The 23,520-nt window shown below is 61.5% G+C and carries 17 protein-coding genes and 1 pseudogene; 15 read left to right on the top strand and 3 right to left on the bottom strand.

Going from position 1 to position 23,520, the window contains the following annotated elements:
- Nucleotides 1–412, top strand: a pseudogene (locus ACLKOZ_RS21780) (hypothetical protein); the annotation flags it as partial.
- 104 nt (nt 413–516) lie between these two features.
- Here the strand turns inward: ACLKOZ_RS21780 and ACLKOZ_RS21775 are convergent.
- Complete coding sequence (locus ACLKOZ_RS21775) at nt 517–3,726, bottom strand: hypothetical protein (protein ID WP_436478272.1); 3,210 nt, start codon at nt 3,724–3,726, stop codon at nt 517–519.
- An 89-nt stretch (nt 3,727–3,815) separates the two neighbouring features.
- Nucleotides 3,816–6,341: a rhamnogalacturonan lyase gene (locus ACLKOZ_RS21770; protein ID WP_436478270.1), complete on the bottom strand. Its 2,526-nt coding sequence runs from the start codon at nt 6,339–6,341 to the stop codon at nt 3,816–3,818.
- 310 nt (nt 6,342–6,651) lie between these two features.
- On the opposite strand from ACLKOZ_RS21770, the gene ACLKOZ_RS21765 reads away from it, so the two are divergent.
- From ACLKOZ_RS21765 to ACLKOZ_RS21700, 14 genes are all read left to right on the top strand, one after another.
- Entirely contained in the window at nt 6,652–7,707 is a 1,056-nt protein-coding gene (locus tag ACLKOZ_RS21765) for a LacI family DNA-binding transcriptional regulator (RefSeq protein WP_436478268.1), read from the top strand.
- A gap of 226 nt (nt 7,708–7,933) precedes the next feature.
- A complete protein-coding gene (locus tag ACLKOZ_RS21760; protein WP_436478267.1) occupies nt 7,934–9,226 on the top strand; it encodes an ABC transporter substrate-binding protein in 1,293 nt (430 codons plus the stop codon).
- Nucleotides 9,227–9,273: 47 nt separating this feature from the next.
- Nucleotides 9,274–10,227 (top strand): carbohydrate ABC transporter permease, encoded by a 954-nt coding sequence (locus ACLKOZ_RS21755; protein WP_337346027.1) that lies wholly within the window; start codon nt 9,274–9,276, stop codon nt 10,225–10,227.
- On the top strand, nt 10,224–11,141 hold the full coding sequence (locus ACLKOZ_RS21750) for a carbohydrate ABC transporter permease (RefSeq protein WP_436478265.1): 918 nt from the start codon (nt 10,224–10,226) through the stop codon (nt 11,139–11,141). Before ACLKOZ_RS21755 ends, ACLKOZ_RS21750 begins: the two co-directional genes overlap by 4 nt.
- Before the next feature lie 105 nt (nt 11,142–11,246).
- A complete protein-coding gene (locus ACLKOZ_RS21745; protein ID WP_436478264.1) occupies nt 11,247–13,226 on the top strand; it encodes a polysaccharide lyase family protein in 1,980 nt (659 codons plus the stop codon).
- Between the two features lie 76 nt (nt 13,227–13,302).
- Nucleotides 13,303–15,315, top strand: a complete 2,013-nt coding sequence (locus ACLKOZ_RS21740) for a beta-galactosidase (protein WP_436478262.1) — start codon at nt 13,303–13,305, stop codon at nt 15,313–15,315.
- A 48-nt stretch (nt 15,316–15,363) separates the two neighbouring features.
- A complete protein-coding gene (locus tag ACLKOZ_RS21735) occupies nt 15,364–16,404 on the top strand; it encodes a family 43 glycosylhydrolase (protein ID WP_436478261.1) in 1,041 nt (346 codons plus the stop codon).
- 404 nt (nt 16,405–16,808) lie between these two features.
- On the top strand, nt 16,809–17,396 hold the full coding sequence (locus ACLKOZ_RS21730; RefSeq protein WP_436478259.1) for a hypothetical protein: 588 nt from the start codon (nt 16,809–16,811) through the stop codon (nt 17,394–17,396).
- A gap of 25 nt (nt 17,397–17,421) precedes the next feature.
- Nucleotides 17,422–17,586, top strand: a complete 165-nt coding sequence (locus ACLKOZ_RS21725; protein WP_436478257.1) for a hypothetical protein — start codon at nt 17,422–17,424, stop codon at nt 17,584–17,586.
- A gap of 60 nt (nt 17,587–17,646) precedes the next feature.
- On the top strand, nt 17,647–17,919 hold the full coding sequence (tatA, locus tag ACLKOZ_RS21720; RefSeq protein WP_436478255.1) for a Sec-independent protein translocase subunit TatA: 273 nt from the start codon (nt 17,647–17,649) through the stop codon (nt 17,917–17,919).
- Between the two features lie 149 nt (nt 17,920–18,068).
- Nucleotides 18,069–18,866 carry a hydroxypyruvate isomerase family protein gene (locus ACLKOZ_RS21715; protein ID WP_436478253.1) on the top strand — a complete coding sequence of 266 codons (798 nt, stop codon included), beginning with the start codon at nt 18,069–18,071 and terminating at the stop codon, nt 18,864–18,866.
- 555 nt (nt 18,867–19,421) lie between these two features.
- Entirely contained in the window at nt 19,422–20,762 is a 1,341-nt protein-coding gene (locus tag ACLKOZ_RS21710; RefSeq protein WP_436478251.1) for an ABC transporter substrate-binding protein, read from the top strand.
- Nucleotides 20,763–20,818: 56 nt separating this feature from the next.
- The gene (locus tag ACLKOZ_RS21705; protein ID WP_436478249.1) at nt 20,819–21,754 is read left to right on the top strand and encodes a carbohydrate ABC transporter permease; all 936 of its coding nucleotides are present in this window, start codon (nt 20,819–20,821) and stop codon (nt 21,752–21,754) included.
- Nucleotides 21,748–22,614: a carbohydrate ABC transporter permease gene (locus ACLKOZ_RS21700; protein WP_436478247.1), complete on the top strand. Its 867-nt coding sequence runs from the start codon at nt 21,748–21,750 to the stop codon at nt 22,612–22,614. Before ACLKOZ_RS21705 ends, ACLKOZ_RS21700 begins: the two co-directional genes overlap by 7 nt.
- Nucleotides 22,615–22,620: 6 nt before the next feature.
- Here the strand turns inward: ACLKOZ_RS21700 and ACLKOZ_RS21695 are convergent, their stop codons facing one another.
- Nucleotides 22,621–23,508, bottom strand: coding sequence for an AraC family transcriptional regulator (locus ACLKOZ_RS21695; protein WP_436478245.1), 888 nt, complete (start codon nt 23,506–23,508; stop codon nt 22,621–22,623).
- Nucleotides 23,509–23,520 lie beyond the last annotated feature (12 nt).

Raw genomic sequence — 23,520 nt, 5'->3', positions numbered from 1 at the left:
AGCTGACGCCCTCGCAACGGCGCCACTGGCCGAGCTGATGCCGCGCTTCCTGCCCGGAAGCGAAGCCCTGGCCGCCGGCCTGACCGGCACCAGCCCCGCCTTCTCCATCACCAAAGCCCGCGACCTGCTCGGCTGGGAACCCCAACGCAGCTGGCGCACCGAACTGAAAACCACCACCAACCTCAACGACATGTCCTCTGCCACGCTGGTTGTTCGAAACACCGGTGGTGGTGATTCCGTAGAAAAGTACGTCGCACAGGCGCTCGGGTGGCTTACCCGCCCGGGCGCTTCAGCGTGGGCGGCCGTTGACGTCTTGTACGACATGTTCAAAACCGATCCTCACTCTAATTGCCACAGTCGCCATCCTCCGTGGGGACCACAGGGCGCGCACCGAGGTTCCGCGGTCGGTTAAACGTAGCGGAGGAAGAGCCTGGAGACGTTTTCTCCAGGCTCTTCCTCCGCTTTCCGGGCCTGTTGTTGGTCCCGGCGTTTGGGGTTATCCGGTCCTAGCCTTGTCTACTTTGGTCCCGTGACTTCCATGCGGTCCCATCCACGGAGGTCGCCGCCTGCATTGAAGAGGACAAACCGGTTATCTGCGGGCCGTGTGCCTTCCGGCGTTGTCACCTGGACGGTGCCATCTTCCAGTGCTTTGTGCCAGCCCAGGCCGTTCTGGTTGAGATAGACGTAGGTCCATTGGCCCGGGTTAAGATTCTTCAAGATGACCTGGGATGAGCCGCGGGGGAATTTCTTGCTGCCCAGTCCGAAGTCGACCTCGTTCTGCTCGGTGAGAGTTTCCTTCAGCGCGGGTTCTGGTGTGAACGTCGGTTTCGGGTAGTAGGTCTCAGCGGTCCATCGGTCCCCGTCGACGTATTTGATGTTCGCTACCGGCGGTGCTGCCATGTCCGTGCCGAGGAAGAAGCTCGGCCACGGGGGCTGGTTGTAGGCCGTGTTTTGCCACGCCACTCCTGTGCGGTACTGGGAGTCGTGCATGAGCGTCGGCAGCCGTGTTTCAGTGACGTCGACGGTTGTGTACAGCCGCATCGCACTGTAGTCCTGGGTAGGCCACAGCAGTTCTTCGCGCCAGTCACCGAGCAGGTCCGCCTGGATCATGGGAGCAGCCTTGGTGCCGTCGACCGACCACAGCTCGTCGTCCCGCAGGATGATGTCGGTGGTCTTGGTCTCCGGATTCCACTTGCGGATCACAGGAATGCCCCGCTGCGTTGTTGTGTTGAACTCGGTCACATCCGGGATCTCGCGGAGGAGGTCACCGTCCCACCATGAGGTAAAGAGGGCGGGCGGGATCGCTTCGGAGATCAGCTCGCCGGCCGCGGATTTCATGGTTCCCGTGGGCGAGTTGTAGACGTCGCCGCCGATGGCCCAGGTTTCATTGCCCGGGTAGTTCGGGTCGATGTCGCCTGCCGAACCACGTCCGGTGTCTTCGGTGGCCGGCGTCGAGTAAAGCACCTCACCGGTTTCAGCGTCCCTCAACGCCGAACCGATGCCGCCATTGTGGGGGATATCCTCGAAGGCGCTGAAGACCTCCAGACCCGGCCGCGACGGATCATGGTCGGCTACGTGGAGTGCGTCACCGTGGTAGAGGTGTGTGTTGTACAGGGGAGTCCCGTCGTCGTCGATGGTCATTGCCCCGAAGACGATTTCGTCCTGGCCGTCGCGGTCGACGTCGGCGGGGGCGAGGTTGTGATTGCCCTGGCCCTCGTACTCCTTACCCCAGTCGTTGCTGTCGAAGACCCAGCGCGACTGCAGTTTCCCGTCCACCAGGTCCCATGCGCCGATGACGGTGCGGGTGTAGTACCCGCGGCTCATGATGAGGCTCGGGTGTACGCCGTCCAGGTACGCCGTGGCGCCGAGGAAGCGGTCCACGCGGTTGCCGTAGGCGTCGCCCCAATCAGCCACGTTGCCGCGCTGCGGAATGAACTCGACGGTGTCGATTTCGGCGCCAGTGAGACCGTTGAAGATCGAGAGCCATTCGGGTCCGGAGAGGACCCGGCCGGTGGAGTCGCGGTGGTCGGCGTTCGGGTCACCGAGCACCTGCCCGGTTCCGTCCACGACGCCGTCCGAGGTCTTGAAGGCGATCTCGGCGCGGCCGTCGCTGTCGTAGTCGAAGACCTGGAACTGGGTGTAGTGCGCACCTGCCCGGATGTTGCGGCCCAGGTCGATGCGCCAGAGCTGCGTGCCGTCGAGTTTGTAGGCGTCGAGGTACTGGTTCTGCGTGAAGCCGGCAATCGAGTTGTCCGGGAAGTTGGCAGGGTTCCAGGAGAAAATGATCTCATAGGTGCCATCGCCGTCGAGGTCGCCGACGCTCGCGTCGGCAGCGCGGTACCCCTCGCCCGGTGACTTGATCGGGATGTCGAGGTATTGCTCAGCCCGTGGCTGGAATTCCTCGGTGACAGCGACCTCCCGGTCGCCGTCGATTGCGGTAACCACGTAATGCGAATTGGCGTCGCCGTCAGGGTCAACGAAGTTGGTCGCGCCGACAATGGGTTCCGGCGTGACGCGCACATCATCGCGGTAGACGTTGAACGCGAGCTGCCGATCGTCTCCGCCCAGGAGGCGCCAGCCGAGGTAGATGCCGCCGTCGACAACAACGCCGACGGGCGCCCGGTCAAGATACTCCATGTCGCGGACGAGCGTGGTGGTTACTGCAGTGCTCAGCGTTTCCGACGGCGACGAGTAGCCACCGCTGTTCACGGCAACGATGCGGTAAAGGAAGGGCCGGGTGGTGAGGACGTCCGAGTCGGTCCAGGTCGGCTCGGTGGTGGTTGCTACGAGCGAGAAGGGGATGTCTTCCCTGGTGGTCCGGTAGACGCGCCATCGCTGCACCGCGGAGTCATCCGTCCATGCGAGGGTAAGCTCGCGTTCCGCGATCGATGGAACGGAGAGGCCGCTAGGCGCTGCCGGCACCGGAACGCTGGCATCGATCACGCTGACGGCAAGGGCCTCGCTGCGCTCGGACTGGCGGTCGCCCGAAATTGCACGGACCGCATAGCTGTACGGCTCACCGACTTCCACGTTCTCATCGAGGTAAAGCGGCTCGGTTGTTGTGCCCACTGATTCGAGTTCGGTCGACTCGGTCGAACGGTAGATCTCGTAACTGGTCGCGCCTGCCACCGCCCCCCAGGTCAGGGAGACGCTCGGATTGTCTGAGGTATCGACGTCGGCAGTCAGGGAGGCGGGCACCGCGACAGGTGCCTGGACGAGAAGGCCGTTGATCCGTCCGTCGCGCGCTCCTAATACGTTCAACCGGCCATCGGAGACCTGCACGGTCGTTACGTGCTTGTCCAGGGCCCCGGTGGCGGTCTTGCTCGTATACTTTACGCCCTCGACGGTGAAATCGGTCGTATTGCCCGCGATGAGGTCACCACTCCACGTGGTGACCTCATAGGTTCCGTTGGGGAGGTCGACCGCGAACTCCCAGGCGCCGTTGACGAAGTCCCGCTCCATCGAAGAGCCCGTGCTGGTGCGGTCGCGGAAGCTCGTTCCCCCTGCGAGGAATCCGTATCCGAGCGAGGACGAGTAGGTGCTGCCCGCCGCTACCTGGGTCCAGCCTGCCTCGACAGGCGAGGAGGGCCCACCGAAATCAAATCTTAGGTCGGGTTCGGCCGCATGCGTCGTAGCCGGGACCGAAATGAACGCGGCTCCCAGCGCGACAGCAGTGAGGACTACGCCGCCCGACCTGCCTATTCTGGTATTTCGTTTCACAGTCATGTGATCTCCATTTATTGGGGGACCGCTCCGAACGCCGGCAAGGAGGTGCGGCGTCCGGAGCGGTCGTCTGATGGGCTACTGCCCGGTATTTAGCGCTGGCTGAAGTGGTGGGTCCAGCTAGCGTCCGCGTCGTCGGCCACTGCGAAGTACGACTTCGGCACAGCCGCCACCGTCACCGTTGCGGAGGGCGCCTTATGCCCACCGGCTGCCACCTTCATGCCGTCGACGTAGTAATCGACGTTGTCGCTCGGCGGCACAACGATCAAATCGCTCTCGTCGATGAACTTGGGCTCCTCCGGTGTCACCGGGGTGGTGAGGATGGGCACGGTTGACCAGTCGGTGTCGCTCGCCAAGTAGAAGCCCACTTGCGTGGGGTAGTTGTAGACGGTGTTCTGGCGGGCAATCTCGGCGCGGTACTGCTTGTCGTGCATCAGAGTAGTGAGCTTGTGCGTTGTTTGCTCAGTGCTCGTGTAGATGCGCATCTTCGTCGAGTCCTTGGTGTGGATGAGGAGCTCTTCGCGCCAGTCGCCGAGGATGTCGGCGACCAGCGGCGGGTTGCCTGAGGTGTCGTCTTCGGTCAGCAAGGTGCCACGTTCCCAGTCGACGATGCGCTTTGCACCGTCCCTGTCTCCTGAGATCGTTTGGGTGGTGGGCTCAGCGGCGAAGTGAATGGTGGCGTCCACCAGGTCCGGCTTCTTGGTGGACAGGATTTCGCCCTTTGCGCTGAGGAGGCCGCTCGCGGTAGTTCCTGCCGGCATTGACGCCCAGACCTCGAGGCCAGGGACGTCAGTGCGCACGTCGCCGACCAGTCCATTGCCCGTGTCTTTACCGGAATAGGCTCCGAACAGCACCTGGCCCGTGGCGGCGTCACGCATCGCCGTGCCGTAGGGGGCGTTGCGGGCGCTTTCGTGCACGGTGAAGATCTCCAGCCCGGGGCGGCTCGGATCGATGTCCGTGACGTACATGCCGTCGCCGTGGCCGAGTTTCGCAACCGTTCCCGGTGCGGCGCTACCTTCGGGCAGTGTGGCGTAGGAGCTGTAGAGAACACTCCCGTCGTCATCGAGGGTGGCGGAGCCGTAGACGATCTCGTGCTTCCCGTCGCCGTCGACGTCAGCAGCGCTGAGCGAGTGGAAGCCCTGGGAAGACATCGATCCCCACTTCGGATCGGTTCCCTCCCGGCCGTGGGGGGTGTCATTAAAGGGATTGCTCATGGGGACGTGGCCGCTGTCGACGAACCAGCGCTCTTTCAGTGATTTGCCGTCCCAGTCGTAGGTCACCATGGTCATCCGGGTGTAGTAACCGCGGGCGAAGACAGCCGAGGGCCGCTTGCCGTCCAGGTAGGCCACACCGGCGATGAAGCGGTCGACGCGGTTGCCCGGTTCGATGACGCCATACGCGTAGTCGCCCCACAGCAGGCCGTCATCTCCTCGTCCTGGTTTGTACGGGATGGTCTGCAGTTCCTTGCCTGAGGCGCTGTCGAATACGGTCAGGTATTCGGGGCCGTCGAGGATGAAGCCCTCGAACTGGCGCAGCAGGTTTCGTGGGCTGCGGGAAGGCGCGTACACGTCGATGAAGTAGTTGGTCAGGTCAACGGCGCTTTGTTCGGAGAGTGGGTACTCGTGCGTCACTGGAATGCCGAGCGCCTCCTCAACGGTGGACGGCCAGTTTCCGGCCTTCACTTCTGGGTGTTCGCTCCAGCCCTGGAGCATTGACACCAAGTGAGCCTGGTAGCCCTCAGCACTGAGCCGATAGTCGTCAGTGTGTGCGTATCCCGCGTCGAGGTCCGACTTGGGCATCGTCACGTAGCCCTCGTTCGCGACTGTGCCGTCGGCGTTGTACCCGGTGGACTTTGTTCCGGGAGCGGTCTTGAGCATGGTTTCGGAGCGGCCGTCGCCGTCGAAGTCGTAGACCATGAACTGTGTGTAGTGCTGGCCGGCCCGGATGTTTGGGCCGAGGTCGAGGCGGTTGAGCAGGGTGCCGTCGAGCTCGTACGTGTCGACGTAGACGGTGCCGGTATAGCCCTTCTGTGAAACATCCTTCTGATTGGAGGGGTTCCACAGCACCACTAGTTCGTATGCGCCGTCACCGTCGACGTCCGCGGCCGAGGCGTCAAAGGCGTGGTAGGTGAAGGCCTCGCCCGCAGGGGTGACCCCGTTGGCGGGCTTCTGCAGCGGTACGTCGTGGTATCCGTTCTGCCACGCGGTGACAGGTGCGCTTGGCTCCAGCTCGACGCCGCTCACGACCGCGGCGACCGTGTAACTCGAGGTCGGCGTGCCGTCCGGATCGGCAAAGTTGGTGCTGTCCGTCACGGTCGCGATTGCCTGTCCGTCGCGGTAAACGGTGAAGTCCGGTCCAGCCAGGCCGGTTTCCGTGGGGCCCGTCGCCTCCGAGCCGAGCAGCCGCCAACTGAGGAACACCCCTTCGTCGGTGCTCACGGCAACCAGGCCGCGATCAAGCTGTTCGAGTTGGAAAGGCGCGGCGTCGTCGGGGCCGCGGGCGTCGGATGCGGGTCCGATGGAAGGGGCGGAGTTCGCGGGGGAGGCGGGTAGCGCCACGCCGGCGAGCATCACCCCCGCTGTAAGCAACGCAGGGATCAGTTGTCTTGCACGATTCATCGTCGAATCCATCTCTGGCTTCTGCCATGGGGGATAGGTTTTCCGTGCGGGCGCCTCTGCGCCCCGTGACTAGGCTCACGTATGTCCGTGACCGGTCACGTAATGCTAAGTAGCCCGGACGCCAATGTCAACGGTGCGGCTCGCGTGAAGCTTTCCTGTGGGCCGGCAGTTTCAAGAAATACCTACAATGCTGGCGACCGACGCCGCGCGGTGGTGATGTATCAACCTCACGCTGGTGAGGCTTGTGCTGAACGAAATGTTCGCCAGACTATAGTTTGCTCATGGGCAATTCCTGTGGGCGCGGGCAGCAATGAGCGACACCCCGGTCCTTTCGGCAGAACCAGACGGCGGACGTCCCAAGAGCGGGTCTGCGGGGACGGGTGCGCAGCCGGGTCGTGTGACCATCCGGGACGTCGCCCGCGCTGCCGGTGTCTCACGCCAGACGGTGACCCGCGCGATAAATGACATGCCAGAAATCAGTGTGGAGACCCGGCAACGTGTTATGCGGACGGTTGAGGAACTCGGGTACCGGCCAAACCGGTTCGCGATCGACCTCTCACGACAAAGGACTCACGCCGTCGGATTGATTGTAGGGACGTTCCGCAACCCCTACTACGCGCAACTCGCGGATGCCTTTGTCGGCGAGCTGCGAAGCCGGGACTGGCAGGTGGTCGTCGGGACGGCCGATCAAGGCGAAGCCGAAGCGGTTCGTTCCATGGCGTCGCAAGCCGATGCCATTATTGGCTACTTCCTGGACCCCCCGGCGATGTTCGCGCCGGCAGCCCGGGGCGTGCCTATCGTTCAATTGGAGGAACGCGCGTCGACGCCCGGAGTGCATTCGGTTGAAATCGACTTTAGGGCCGGGATTCGGGGCCTGGTAGCGGCACTCCGTGCCAAAGGCGCGCGCCGCTTTGCCATGATCGACTCCTCGAGGCCAACTTCGCATGGAGTCGTCGTCGGGTCTCCACGTCGCCATTTCTTCGAGGAGGCGGTCGGATCACCTTGCCCCGTCGTGGCGGAACCAGAAACGATCGCTGGAGGTGTGGATGGTCTTAGGAGGCTGCTTGCGCAGGATCCCCAGATTGACACTGTGCTCGCGTTTAACGATCTGATGGCGATGGGAGCCGTACAGGGTGCTCACATGCTGGGAGTTGACGTGCCGGGGACGGTCCGGATAGTCGGGATTGACGGACTCTCCCTTGGTGAAGCGATCAGTCCAACGCTTACAACGCTGTCACTGGAGACCCACGCCGTCGCGGCTGAGGCAGCCTCCATCCTCGCGGACCTCTTTGCCAGCGAGCCGATGCCTTCCGCCTCCATCACTCGCACCGTCAGCCCGGTAGTGGTTTGGCGGGAATCCGCCTAACCACGCATCTTTGGGGGCCGCCATTGACATCGTCTCACTGGGCCGCCTACGATTACGTGACCGGTCACGGACCGACATCATCCAGACCATGGATCGCTTGGTCGATTGTCCGGGCGGCTCGAACCCGGTTTGGATTGCAGGAATTCTCGCTGCAAACGGGTAACTAAATTCACTAAGTAACGGCAGTCGAGCGTCTGAAGGACACGACTTGAGCAAGGAGGCTCTCATGATCAACAGAAGGCATTTCCTCACCACCGTGGCCGTCGGCACGGCATCCGCCGCAGCGTTGGCGGCCTGCGGGACAGGTTCCAGCACCACGGCCGGGGAGACCGGCTCGGCGGAGAACCCGGTCACCCTCAACTACAGCTGGTGGGGCAACGACGACCGTGCCGAGCGCACCCGCAAGGCCATTGCCCTGTTCGAGGAAAAGAACAAGGACATCAAGGTCAACGGCAACTTCACGGACTTTGGTGGATACTGGCAGAAGCGTGCCACCGAGGCCGCCGGCGGGGGACTGCCGGACGTGATGCAGTTTGACCTCTCGTACCTGCGGGACTACGGCCAGCGGAACCAGCTCCTGGACCTGGGCACGGTCAAGATCAACACGGACGCCTTCGATAAGACCCTCCTGCCCTCGGGCCAGGTCCGTGGCAAGACCTACGGCATCCCCACCAGCACCAACGTTTTTGCCGTGTACTACGACCCGGCCAAGCTCTCTTCGCTGGGCATCAAGGAGCCGGACGGCACCTGGACCTACAAGGAATACAACGCCTTCCTGGCCGAGGTTGGAGCCAAGGGCGGCGGGGCGCTCTTCGGCGGCACGGACTACACCGGCGTGTGGTGGATGTTCAACATCTGGTTGCGCCAGAACAAGATCGAAGCCTTCACCGAGGACGGAAAGCTCGGCTTCACCAAGGATGACCTGAAGAAGTGGTGGAAGCTCACCGCCGACCTGCGCGGGACCCCCGCCATCGTGTCGGAAGAACGCACCAACCAGCTGCTGCCCAAGTCCCCATTCGGCTCGAATGTCACCGCCACCGAGGTCACCTGGGATAACTTCATGGCCGCCTACCTTGCCGACAGCGGTGCCAAGGAACTCAAGCTCGTGCCGGTTCCCTCCGATGATCCGGATAACCTGGGCCTGTTTCCCAAGCCCTCCATGCTGATGTCCGCCAGCGCCAAGACCAAGTACAAGGAAGCTGCTGCCCGGTTCATCGACTTCATGGTCAACGATCCCGAGGTTGGCCAGATCTTCAAGACCTCCCGCGGCGTCCCGGCCTCCAAGACCCAGCGCGACGGCACTACCTTTGAGGGCACCGACAAGTTCGTGGTGGATTACGAGAAGTCCATTGAGAAGTACCTCAAGGACGCCCCCGAGCCGCCCATCGTCGGCTTCGGCACGCTGGAAGCTTCCTTCAAGCGCATCAGCTCCGAGCTGAACTACGGCAAGGTCACCGTGGACGGCGCAGCGGACGCGTGGTTCAAGGAAGCCGAAGACCTCATCAAGCAGAACGCCTGAGCAGTTCTATTATCTGCCCTGGCGTTCCCAACTGACGGATTGAACTCGTGACTCAAAGCCCAACCCTGAGCAGGCGTTCGACGCAGTCCGCTCCCTCGCAGCCGCGCAAGTCGCGGCAGCGGGGGGCGGACGCCCGCGCCGGCTACACCTTCCTGCTGCCCTGGCTGCTGGGATTCATCGTCCTGACCATAGGTCCGATGGTTTCCTCGCTGTACCTGTCCTTCACCAACTACAACCTCTTCGATCCGCCCAAGTGGATCGGCCTGGACAACTACACCACCATGTTCCAGGACGAGCGGTTCCTGCAGTCGGTGGGCGTGACCGTCGGCTACGTGGTCTTCGGTACTCCGCTCAAGCTCGCCGCCGCGCTGGCCGTGGCGATGCTGTTGAACAGTGCGCGCAAGGGCCAGGGCTTCTACCGGTCCGCGTTCTACGCCCCGTCCCTGATCGGCGCGTCCGTTTCCATCGCCATCGTCTGGAAGGCGATGTTCGGCGATTCCGGTCCGGTGGACCAGGGCCTGTCCTTCTTCGGGATCAACCTCGGCGGCTGGGTGGGCAACCCGTCCATGACCATGCCGATGTTCATCCTGCTGACCGTCTGGCAGTTCGGTGCCCCGATGGTGATCTTCCTCGCCGGCCTCAAGCAGATCCCGGCTGACCTGTACGAAGCAGCGTCCATGGACGGTGCCGGCCCGGTACGGAAGTTCTTCAACATCACCTGGCCCATGCTCTCCCCGGTGGTCTTCTTCAACCTGCTGATGGAAACCATCCACGCGTTCCAGATCTTCAGCTCGGCCTACATCATTTCCAACGGTGAAGGCGGCCCCGCCGGCTCCACCCTCTTCTACACCCTCTACCTGTACCTGCGCGGCTTCAGCGACTTCCGGATGGGTTATGCCTCGGCGATGGCCTGGCTGCTCCTGATTGTCGTCGGCATCATCACCCTGATCATCTTCCGCACCTCCAAGTCCTGGGTCCACTACAGCGGAGACGCAAAATGACAACCATGGCAACCCCCACCCAGTCCACACCGGACGCGCAGGCGCCGCACTACAACCCCAAGGCCGAATCGGTCGGGACCAAACGGGCCAAGAGCGCAGCCTTCCACATCGTCGCCATCGCCCTCACGGCAATAGTCCTCTACCCGGGCCTGTGGATGATCGCCTCGTCCTTCAAGCCGAACTCCGAAATCGGCGGAACGAACACCTCGCTGTGGTCCAACAACTTCAGCTTCGACAACTTCATCACGGCCATGGATGGAATCGGCGGGGTGACCACCCTGCAGTTCTTCACCAACTCCCTGATCCTGGCCATCGGCGCCGTCGTCGGCACCATCCTCTCCGCGTCCGTCTCTGCGTACGCGTTCGCGAGGATCAAGTTCCCCGGCCGCAGCATCTTCTTCGGCATGATGATCGCCACCCTCCTGCTGCCCTTCCACGTGGTGATCATCCCGCAGTACATCATCTTCAACCAGCTCGGCCTCGTGGACACCTACATCCCGCTGCTGATCGGCAAATTCCTCGCCGCTGACGCGTTCTTCGTCTTCCTCATGGTCCAGTTCATGCGCAACCTCCCGGCCGAACTCGACGAAGCCGCACGCATCGACGGTGCAGGCCACGTCCGGATCTTCACCTCCATCATGCTCCCGCTGATGAAACCGGCCCTGATCTCCACCTCGATCTTCTCCTTCATCTGGAGCTGGAACGACTTCCTCGGCCCCCTGCTCTACCTGAACACCCCGGAAAAATACCCGCTGCCCCTGGCCCTGCGCCTGTTCGTGGACCAGACCCAGTCCTCGGACTACGGAGCCATGATCGCCATGTCCGTCCTGGCCCTGCTCCCCATACTGATCTTCTTCCTGGTGTTCCAGCGCTACATCGTCGAAGGCGTCTCCACCCAAGGCCTCAAAGGCTGACCTCTTCAACAGAGTTCTTCCATAATGCCCTACATGAATGAAACGATTCAGTTCTTATGTTTGGTTGGCATTCCCTGACATGCAACGACGCAAAGGAGACCTTCCATGCCCCATTCCATCGCCCGCCGTACCCTTCTAGGACTGATGGGGGCGGCAGCCGTCCTGCCTGTCTACGCTTCTGCCCGCGCCTCGGCCGCGAATGGCCCCGACGTTACGATCATCGACAACGGGCTGACCGTAACCCTTAGTAACGGAATCGTCCAGTTCGATGTCGTCAAGGCGAGTGCGGACATCAAGAACCTTTACCTCGTCGGCAGTACGCAAGGCAACTCGGGCCTAAATCTCCTGGGCGGCTCCCATGGCCACGGGTACACGACCTTTGACTATTCCGGGGCGGCCAGGTCGACCGGAATGAAAGGAGGAGCCTTCAGTGTTGTCAGCCAGATCCCGGACCGTATCGAGGTCTCCATCCTCTCGAACGACCCCACGAAAAACACGTTCTACGTGGACATCCGAATCGCACTCGAACGAGGATCGTCAGGGCTTTACCAGTACTGGATCACCAAGTACACGGAAAACATGCCGGACGGCCTCAGGTTCGGGCAGTTGCGATATGCCTTTGCGGCCGATGATCCCGCCTTCAAATGGTTCGTCGTTGACGACGAACGTGGGATTCAGCAGCGTCCGAGCATCGAAGACACCAAGAACTGGACAGTCCTCCAGGATTCGACTGAGGTCTTGCCGGACGGTTCGATCTATTCCAAGTACCAGAACTCCACGAGCCTTGAGGGAGACAACCACGTCTTCATGATCTCCAATGGCAAGCTGGGGCTCTCCCTCGTTCAAGCGAGCAAGGAAGCGTTTGGTGCCCCGACGCGCCCGGAGCTCACGTGCCACGACTACTACGAGGGCATGATCCTGCTCTGGCACCCGCTCACGGGCCACTACGGCGAGCCCGACACCCAGCCAGCTCGAGGCTGGGAAAAAGTATACGGACCCTTCTACCTCCATGTGGGCGAGGCTGCCGTGGGCGACGAGCGCGCGAATGCCGCTGTCCTTTGGGATGACGCGAAGCGTGCAGCGGACCGCGAACAGGCCGCGTGGCCGTACCAGTGGGTCACCGAGCCGATCTATGCGGCCAAGGAGCGTTCGACCGTCACTGGCAAGCTCAATGTGGCTTCCCTGGGGGCTGTCGACAATGGCTGGGCCATCCTGTACCAGCCAGGACCTGACCGCGATTTCCGGGGTGTAACCCTGGACGGGACGGATTGGCAGTACCTGAGCCTCGACTACACGTACGCGGCCAAAATCGGCCCGGGCGGCAGGTTCAGCATCCCGGCTGTTCGGCCCGGCAACTACACACTGGCCGCTTTCACCAAGGGCGCGATGGGGGAGTACCGGAAGGAGAACATCACCGTCCCGGCCGGCACGAGCATCGACACCGGCATACACATGTGGCGTCCCGAAAGTTATGGCCCCACGTTGTGGCAGATCGGGACACCGGATCGATCTTCGGAGGAGTTCTTCATCCACGGGGGGCCCACCGGCTTTAGGGAAAACCTGACGTGGCTGGAGTACCCCTATGACTTCCCCAACGGCGTCGATTTCAAAGTTGGTGTCGACGATCCAGCGAAGAAGTGGAACTACTTCCACCCTGGGCTGAGGACACCGGGGACGGCAAAGCAGCTCGAATGGCGTGGTACCACCCCGGATACTTCGCTAGAAACCTGGAAGATCCGTTTCGACGCCCACCGGTATCAGCGCGGTACCGGCTATCTTGACATCGCGTTGGCTGCCCAGGTGTATGCGACTCTGGCTGTCACGCTCAACGGAACCCCTATTGCCACCTTCGACCCATTGCCCGGCGTCCCCGGAGACAATTCCTCTTACCGGCTTACTGCGCGTTCAATGTACCGGAGGCTCCAAACCATCAAGTTCCCGGCGACGCTAATCCAGGACGGGGAGAACGTGATCACACTCGCCAACGTCCGGCCGCCGGAGGTCCCCATCGCCGATAACTGGATGGCGCCAATGGGCGGCATCATGTACGACAGCATCCGCCTGCAGGTTAACGAAGGCTCCTAAGGGCTTCGTCCTGGGCCTTCCCCGTGTATAGGGAAACACGGGGAAGGCCCCAAATCATCAAAGACCAGGAAGCATTGTGACCAAACCCCCGCAAACACCCGGAGTCTCATCACCCCGTCTTTACGTCGGCGCCAACTACCACCCGCATGATTCGGGGCCCGAACAGTGGGAACGCGATGTCAGCATGATGTCGGCGGCCGGTCTGACCGTTGTTAGGCTTGGGCACCTCGCGTGGGACAGTTACGAACCCAAGGACGGGCACTTTGAGTTCGAATGGTTTGATCGCGTCATGGATCTCATGCATGAGGCAGGAATCGGCGTAATCCTCGACGTCGCACTCCGGCCGGCGCCTCTTTGGCTCCACCGGAAACACCCCACTATGGACGTTACGGACTCAAGCGGGAACCGGCTGTATCCCAATACGCGGTACATGGTCGATGTCGGCGACCCGGCTTATCGGGAGCACGCTTTGCGGTTCACTGACAAGCTGACGCTGCGATACGCCGATCACCCGGCCCTACTGGCATTCGGCATTGACAACGAACCGGGTGATGGGCCCTATTCGTACAGCGAGTCGGTTCGGTGGCGCTTCATCGGCTGGCTTCGAAAGAAATACGGAACTGCTGAAAGCCTGAATTACGCCTGGGCGGGCCAGCGATGGTCACGTCGCATCGGTGACTTCGATGAGGTCGGACTCCCGAGGTCGGGGTCGATTGAGGGCGCCCCGGAACGGGTCCTGGACTTCCGCCGCTTCGTCTCAGACGAGATCAACGAGTTTCTGTTGTCCGTTATGCAACTGGTCGAGCAGAACGCGCCCGGAGCGCTCTTGACCACGAACGCCTGGTACTACAAAGAAGACGGACGCTACTTCGACTACGCAGAGATCGCCTACACCGGCAGGATGAGCCGGGGCGGGATGGGGTTCTACCCTGGGTATTCGCTCGTGAACAACGCGGGGCTTTGCGAGGCCCTGCTTGGGCTTGCCCGCATTCAGTTCGAGAGTCATAGCCCGTTCTGGTGCACAGAGTTCACAACCATGACCGCTGTTCCAGGGTCCGTGCGGAAAAACGCCTACGCCTCGCTTCTCTCCGGAAACCAGATGGTCTGCGGTTGGACTTGGCAGTCGATGCATGGTGGAGAGGAACAATACCTGCAGGGGATGATTGATTGGGACGGCGAGCCCAACCGAAAATACGACGAGTATCGGCAGATCGCTGAAGAGTTCGCCAAGATCCAAAACTTCGGGTTTCCCTACCTTCCCCAAGCCGAGATTGCGCTGGCATTCTCATTCGACAGCCAGCTCGCCAGTGCCCCGTTCCCGGAAAAGCACGACCAACAACTCCAGACGTGTTTCAATGCTGTCCTCGAACGCAACCTGGACCAGCGGATCGTGGACCTGCGCCGCAGCACCCTGGACTACAAGATCCTCGTCATTCCCGGCGCCGCACTCATCGACGAGGTGTCCGCGGCCAACATCCGCCGCTTCGTTGCAGAAGGCGGAACCGCCATCATGACGTCCTACTCTGCCGTTGCAAGCGCCACCGGACAAGTCTTCAGCACCACGAGGCCGGGACTCCTTCACGATGTCTTCGGAGTACGGCTCGGGTCCTACCAGGAACCGGAATTACTCAACGAGCTGAGCACCAAACGAATGGCAGGCCAGCACCTGGACATCGATATTGGCGAAGCACGAATCATAGCAGAAGCGCCGCGCTTCGATGAGATCCACCTGCGGGGAGCCAACGTGCTGGCCTCAATCGCTGGCCTCGACCGTGACTATCCGGTGGCTACCGTAAATAGGTTCGGGAAGGGCCGCGCGGTTTGCCTTGGCCTGCCGGCACGACGGCCCTTGTTCGACGCCATCCTGGACTCGGAGATAAAACACACAAACATCCGGCCAGCTCTTGAAGTACCACCCGGCGTCCTCGCTCGACAGATCGATGAAACCCATATTCTCTACGTCAACCTGGACGGGGTCAGTAAGCCGATTACTTCGAGCGGGAGTTCCCGGAGCATCCTTTACGACCGCGAATACCAGAACAGTTTCACACTCGGACCATTCGACGCCGATTTTGTCGAACTCGTCTAATAAAGTCCCATTTCCCACACAGTCAGACCACTTCCGAAAGAACGTAATATGTCCAAAATATTCCCCGGGCAGCCATGGCTCGACACCAACGGCAACCGGATCCAAGCGCACGCAGGATCCATCCTTTTCGAGGATGGAGTCTTTTATTGGTACGGCGAGAACAAGGAACGGACGGCACCCGGGTCGGGCATCTGGCACTGGGGGATCCGCTGTTATTCCTCGACCGACCTGGTCAATTGGGAAGACCGTGGCCTGATCATCCCGCCCACTCCGGACGACATTGACTCGCCGCTGCACCCCACGAAACTGCTGGATCGCCCCCACATCATTAAGCACCCGGAGACCGGCAAATACGTGTGCTGGGTGAAAATCATGGGTGAGGGCCTCAATCAGCGGACCACCGTGCTTACCGCAGATCATCTCCTTGGCCCATACGAAATCGTCACCACCGGCCTCAAGCCGCTGGGCATGAATGCAGGCGACTTCGACCTGGTAGTCGACCCGACGGACGGGAAGGCTTACTACTACTTCGAGCGGGTCCACAGCGAGTTGATCTGCGCAGATCTCACTCCCGACTACACCGGGGTCACTGGCTATTACTCGACGCACTTTCCGCAGCCGGGCCCGCCGGATGTGCGGGAGGCCCCCGCCTATTTCCGCAGAGGTTCAAAGCACTACCTCATCACGTCGGGGACGTCGGGATACTTCCCCAATGCATCGGAGGTAGCAGTAGCCGATTCGTACCATGGGCCTTGGACTGTCCTGGGTGATCCGCATCCGGATGACACCAGTGGGACCTCCTATCGGACACAGATCGGTTCCGTCTTCCGGCACCCGCTCAAACGTGACCTTTTCATCGCTTTGGGGGACCGTTGGCTCCCTGATCTTTCGCCGGAGGAGTCCAACCAAACCGATCGGTACCGTCGATTGTTCAGCGGGGAGGCCCCAGAGACCGAGCAAGCTGACGAATCTGTGCAGCATCAGTCCGACCTTCGTCTTGCCGACTATGTCTGGCTCCCCATCAATTTCGATGGCGACGTGCCTCGCATCGACTGGCGGGACGCATGGTCACCCGAAGAGTTCGACTGAGCCGCCCGAACGTAAACGGGGCAGCTCCGGAGGAGGCCGTGACATCGGCGTGGCGGGACAGTGGTGATCCTGATCTTGCCCTCCTCGAGGTGCGCACTGGTCCTCTGCGGGCAGTTTTTCTGCCCTCGGTCGGGGGCCGGCTGCTGTCCCTGCGCTCAGAGGGGCATGAGCTTCTCTGGGTAAATCCGCGGATCTTCGACGCTTCCTTGAGAGCTCTTGTGCCACGGTCAGCCTGGCCGGTCGTGGACGGAACATTTCCTTCCTGGACAAACGTTGGCGGTTCGAAGACATGGCCGGCCCCGCAGGGCTGGGATGGGATTCACCAGTGGCCGGGGCCTCCGGACGACGTACTTGACTCGGGGGTGTGGTCAATCACCACTGCGCGTATCTCAGGGTCGCTGGTCGTGACGATGGTCAGCTCCCTCGACGCCCACACAGGGTTGTGCATCACACGCGAGTTCACTTTCACCGCAGGGTCCACCAGTTTCCATGAGGCCATCCGTTTCCTGAATGTCTCCAACCGGACTGTGGAGTGGTCACTGTGGGAGGTGGTGCAAACCGACACATCAGCCGGGGGAGTGGTTGACGTCGCAGTCTCGACGGACGCTGAGCCCATTGACCTTGGACGCTACGCAGGCTCGGTGGATGTGACCGTTGCAGACGGCGTTGCCCGATTGCCGGTTGCACCGGGCGTGGCGAAGTTTGGCTTTCCGAACGCAACTGGACATGTCGCTTGGTCTGGCCCAGGCGGCGAAAGTTTGCAGCTGCGGGTGAAGGTGGACGAGACCGCCCGCTACCCTGACGCCGGGTCCAGGGTTGAGCTGTGGACCCAGTCCCCGCTTCCGCAACCACTGGGCCAATTGGACGGGTTTTACCCAGACGCCTGGCTCGTGGAGCTGGAAGTCCTCTCGCCGCTGTACAAGCTCGGGCCCGGCGAAAGCGCCGACTTCGGCATTGAGTGGGAAGCTCATGGTCCGCGGGATTATGCCTAAATTCGATAAGGAGTGGCAGACTCTCGTGGGACGCACTATCGAGCTCAGGCGTGACGGCAGACTCGTGCGTACTGCCGAAGTGGAGGCAGTCAGTGCGGACTCTTCGTTGTTGTGGCTGCGGTTCCACGGAAACGACGGCAGGCAGATCATCGCCCAATGGGACGGCTACGACGTCAACGTACTTGAATGACAATCCAAGCCGGACGATCCTGGGTCGCGGACGCCAAGTACTAGTGAAAGGAACATTCCCTTGGGAAGACTATTTGACGGCCCCTGGCCAATGATCATCATCGCAATTGTTGCACTGCTTTTCTTTGCCTCACCCAAACTTCCGGCGATGGCCCGAAGTTTGGGACAGTCGATGCGGATCATTAAGTCCGAGGTCAAGGAAATGAAGAACGACGACGGGCCCGCGGACCCCGAGGCATCGAGGGCAAAGGAGGACGTGGCTGTTCAGCTTCCTTCGCAGAAGGCGGACATACCAAATAGGGGCAGTACAGCTCAGCCGCCGTACCATGCCTAAGCCGACGCGCAAAAATAATGTGTCAGCACACGTGACGGCATCCCCTGGCCCCTAGCCAGCGGACAAGCCATCGACAGGTCGCGCTTCGGTCCGACCTCCTGTAATGAATCCTTCGGCGCAGCTGAGAACCCAACGAAAGGCAATCCCCGATGAGTTCAATCGCTGCCAACTTGGAGTGGCTGTTCAGCGAAGCCGGTGACTCCACTTCTGACCGGATCCGCGCCGCGGCGGCCCACGGCATCGACGCCGTCGAGATCTGGGGCTGGCGCGACAAAGACCTCGACGATATCCGGGCTGCCCTCGATGAAACCGGGGTAACCCTGCTGTCGCTCATCGTCGATCCGCAGTTGCAGATCACCGATCCCGCGACGCACAACGAGTACCTCGTCGGTGTGCGCAAGTCACTCAAGGTCGCGCTGCGGCTGGGAGCTCCGAACCTCGTCGTGGTGGCGGGCCAGGAAGTCCCCGCTGTCGGCCGTGCCGACCAGCGCGCGGCGGTCGTCTCCGTTCTCTCCCGTGCTGCCCGGCTCCTGGCAGGCAGCGGAGTGACGCTGCTGTTGGAGAACCTCAACTCCCGCGTCGACCACATCGGCACCTACCTCGACTCAACACGGGAAGGTCTCGACATCGTGCGCGAAGTCGGTTCGCCCCACTTGCGCCTGCTGCTTGACGCCTACCACGCGCTCGTCATGGGGGAGAACCTCGCACGCGAGATCGGTGAAGACATCGGCCTCGTCGGCCACGTACAGGTTGCCGATGTTCCCGACCGTCACGAACCGGGCACCGGATCGATCGACTGGGAAGCGCAGCTCAGGATGCTTCGCAACCTCGGCTACACCGGGTACTGGGGCATGGAGTACCTACCGCAGACCGAAACAATCCAGTCCCTCGCAGAGGTGGAACGCATCGCTGCCGGAATCGAAATCAGCGAGGGCCGATTCAGCTGACTCGCCTCCTAAACCTGATCTTGGGTCGAAGGACGAGCGTCATCCAACCGCCGTAAATCTCTGGCCCGCAACGACATATGTAGCAGGGCAGCCGACGTACCCATCCAAGTACGAGGTCCGGATCGGAGGCGCCTGGGCATGAGATCGGAAGAATAGGCTTCATGACGGCTCGTTGTGCCTAGGCGCGCGGCCAAGTGGTGATTCGACCGGGAGTACAGACCGCTTCTGACCTGCGGAAACGTGAAATCCGCCAGAGGCCGGAAGTTCTCCCAGCTAGGTCCATCTGCACCGTTCCCTGACCTGGAATTGGGACGCTGATGGCCTGCCACCAAGTCGTCAGCAATCTCGCTCATCTTGGTCAGCTGCGGCAATGAGGACAAGGAAGAGGGCTTTCTTGCCTACTTCGAGAAGGTCAGGTGCGGCCGACCCGCCCGCTGGCTCCGTGCATGATCATCCATATATCCGAGATTTTTGGCTATGTCTTCTCCGTGTTCTAGGGGCCTATTGTAATGAAACGTTACAAGAAGATCTTCTGTTCAATGCAAAGGAGCATCCATGTTCGGCAGTAAATCTCAGCGTCGGCCCCGTTCGATCCTCGCGGCCTCTCTCGTTGTAGCGGTGGCCGCATCGCTGACCGCCTGCACAGGCGGAGGTTCGCAAGGATCAACCACGCCAGCCCCTGGAAGCGGCCCGGTGGAAATCACCTTCCAATCGTGGGTTCCCAATATCGATAAGGCGGTTGACGCCTTCAACGCATCTCATCCTGACGTGAAGGTGACCTTGGAGACCGTCACGGCCGGACCCGATGGCGGCTACGCCAAGATGCTTTCAGCAGTCCAGGCGGGGAACCCTGCTGATGTCGCGCAACTGGGCTATGACGCGATTCCGGACTTCCTCGTCAGTAACGCCCTCGAGGACATCACCGAACACGTCAAGGACGATGCGGACAAGTTCGTCCCGTGGCAGTGGGAAACCGGAGTCTTCAACGACAAGGTCTACGCGGTCCCGCAGGCCAGCGGACCGCTGGGACAGTTCTACCGTAAAGACATCTTCGACTCCCTAGGCATCGCCTACCCCACAACTTGGGATCAATACTACGATGCAGCCAAAAAGATCAGGGCATCGGGACCTGACAAATACATCACGGCCTTCGCCTTTAACCAGGCACCCTGGCTGATCGGCCTTTCGCAGCAGGGTGGTGCGAAGTGGTTCACCGCCGAAAATGACGCGTGGACCGTGGACATTGACGGCGACGAAACCAAGAAGGTCGCCGCTTTCTGGCAGAAACTCATTGATGAAGACCTTGTCAAGATCGAGGCTGACTTCTCCAGCGAGTGGAACGCCGATATGCAAAATGGCAACGTCGCTTCATGGATCTCCGGATCCTGGGCTGATGCCATCCTCCGCGGCACTGCGCCGGAGACCGCTGGCAAATGGGCTGTCGGGGAGCTGCCGCAGTGGAAGTCGGGGGAGAAGGCTTCGGCTACGTGGGCAGGCGGCTCCGCCAGCGCCGTCCTGAAGGGTTCGGACCACCCGAAGGAAGCCGCAGAATTCACCCTCTGGCTGAACTCAGACCCGGAAAGTGTCAGCATCCTCACTAGCGTCGGGGCCGGCTGGCCCGCGATCAAGGACACCAGTTCCATCGCCTCCCTTCAGTCAGACCCGGAAGTGTTCGCCTTCTACGGCGGACAGGACATCTGGGACGTTTTCGCCACTTCGGACAAGAACGTTGACAACTCCTGGAAGTGGCCGCCGCTCTCATCAACGCTGTTCGCGTCCCTTAGCGATAATGTCAAATCGGCCGTCGAATCCAAGACGCCGTTGACCTCAGCGTACGAAGAGACGCAGGCGGACATGGTGGCAGCGCTCAAAGCCAAGGGAATCTCAGTCCGTTGAATGCCACGCGCGCGGCGGGGCGCCTAGTGCGTCCCGCCGCATCCACAGATACCCACGTGTCACCGGCGCCGACCCAGAGCTTGCCGTCGCCCCGCCGGCCGCGCCGCAAGGAATCCAGGATCGCACTCTGGATCCTCGTAGCACCGTTCGTTATCCTTTTCGCGGCCTTCTTCATCGCACCAATCGTCTATGCCATCAACGACAGCCTGTTCTCCACCAAAGCATCAGGCCTCGGTTTCGGCGTCCCCTCGAAAAACTTCGTGTTCCTCGAGAACTACATTGCGGCGCTGGGAAACACCTCTTTCGTTGAGAGCCTGGGCAGGTTGCTCGCCTTCGCCGCGATCGAAGTACCGCTGATGGTCGTCACCGCCGTCGCCCTGGCGCTGCTGCTCGATTCAGGAAGCGCACGGTTTCCCCGGATCTTCCGGGTGATCTTCTTTATCCCTTACGGAGTTCCCGGAGTTATCGCGGCGCTCCTCTGGGGCTTCCTGTACATTCCAGCGACAAGCCCCGTCCTTCAGGTTCTCTCCCTGGGCGGTATCAGCATTGACCTCCTCAGCTCGAACGGCGTCCTCTTTGCAATCGCCAATATCGCCCTCTGGGGATTCGCCGGCTACAACATGCTCATCCTCATCGCCGCCCTCAACGCCATCCCGTCAGAGCTTTTCGAAGCAGCCAAAATCGATGGCGCCTCCGGCTGGTACATCACCTGGGCCATCAAGCTGCCCTTGATACGTCCCTCGATCGTCCTGGTCACCGTTTTCACCATCATCGGCACGCTGCAGCTCTTCGTCGAGCCGCTCGTGCTGCGGCCCCTCACCGCCGCGATCAGCTCAGACTTCACGCCTAACCTGGCCGCCTACAACCAGTCGTTCTCGCAAGGAAACCCCAGCCTGGCCGCCGCGATGGCTGTCATCGTCGCACTGCTTGGATTCGTCTTCTCCTTCGGGTTCCTGCGCCTGGTCAACCGCAAAGGAGACAGAGCGTGGTAACGCAAACCCGAAAAATCCGCGAACCGCTCGCTGGCACCCTTGTCGTCAACGCCGTCCTGATCATCGCCGCAGTCTACTTCCTGCTGCCCATTGTCTGGGTTCTCGTCGCGGCCACCAAATCCCCCGGTGAACTTTTCAACAGCTTCGGGCTCTGGATCACCGATTCCCCCCAAGCCTTGGAAAACCTCACCAAGGTGTTCACCCAAGACAAAGGCATCTTCACAGCATGGATACTCAACAGCCTGCTGTACTCCGCAGTCGGGGCATTTGCGGCCACCCTGACGTCCGCGGCCTGCGGCTATGCGCTGGCCAAGTTCGTCTTCAAAGGCCGTGAGCTGCTCTTCTCCGTGATCCTCGGCGGGGTCCTGGTACCCGCGACCGTGATTGCCCTGCCGCTGTACTTCCTGCTCAATGCCGTGGACCTGACTGGAACTTACTGGTCGGTCCTGCTGCCCAGCATGGTCAGCCCTTTCGGCGTATACCTCGCACGGATCCACGCCAACGCGGCCGTACCGGACGAGATAGTGGAAGCGGCGCGGATTGATGGGGCCGGAGACCTGAGAATCTTCGGTTCCATCGCCTCACGCATGATGACGCCCGCATTGGTGACAATCTTCCTGTTCCAGTTCGTCACTATCTGGAACAACTACCTCCTTCCTCTGGTCATGCTCAACGAGACGAAGACTTTCCCGTTGACGCTCGGCCTGACATTGTGGAACTCACAAACCCAGCGCGACCCCATGTTTTATCAGCTAGTCGTCACAGGGTCTGCCCTCTCCGCCCTCCTGCTAGTCGCCCTCATGATTGGACTGCAGCGCTTCTGGCGGGCAGACCTGACAGCCGGCGCCACGAAGGGGTAGGTCCCCTTAGCCCTTCCGTTCGGCACGGTATGCACGGGGACTTACCCCGTGCATACGGCTGAACTGACGGGAAAAGAAGAACTGGTCGTTAAGACCGATTTCACGTCCCACCTCCCCGATTGTCAGGTCTGTTGTGTCCAGCAGGAGCCTGGCGCGGGCCATCTTCAATGCCTTGTGGTGGGCGAGTACTCCGCCCCCTGTCGCCTCCCGGAACAGCTTGCTCAGCTGGGAGGAGGAAACGCCCACTACTTTGGCCAGGTCGGGGAGACGGATGGAGCCGTTTACGCGGTCCTCCAGGAAGTTCATCGCCTGTTGCAGAGGACTTCCCTGCTCGGGGAGGCGGCGGTCCACAGCGAGGCTGGTCAGCAGTTTCCACGCCATCCCCGCCGTGGCCACCAGACGGGCGGGCGACTGGTCCCGTTCCAGGGCCGTGAGGATCTCATCCAGCATCGCCGTCAACCGGTCCACGGCTACCAGCGGAATGAGCGGGCGTTCAGGACTCACTCCGGATTCGTCGATGAGTTCGGCCACATCCGAGCCGCGCACATGGCACCACCAAATCGTCCAAGGGTCCTGGATGGACGCGCCGTAGGAGTGGGCCTGTCCTGTTCCTCCGGGCAGAACGACGGCAGTGGATTTGCCTACGTCGAAACGGGAACCGCCGCTTTCAACCCATCCGGACCCGGCTACGCACAAGATGATGATGGTTTCGTTGGCGCCCTGGGGGCGGTGGCGGCCGTGTTCGGTGGCGACGGGAAAAACGCCGGCGTCGGTGACAACCAGCCGCCGTGTGATGGGGCGTCTTAGCGCCTCTCCAATCAGCGGCCGGGGTACCACCACGAGGCGCTGGTTCACGAACCCCGTAGCGCGTTCCAACAAGGCCCCTTCCGTCACGGATGGTCCATA

Source organism: Arthrobacter sp. R4, assembly GCF_051365025.1.
In the GTDB taxonomy this organism is placed as follows: domain Bacteria; phylum Actinomycetota; class Actinomycetes; order Actinomycetales; family Micrococcaceae; genus Arthrobacter.
The sequence above is the reverse complement of the archived record's forward strand: the minus strand, read 5'-3'. Positions and strand labels throughout refer to the sequence as shown.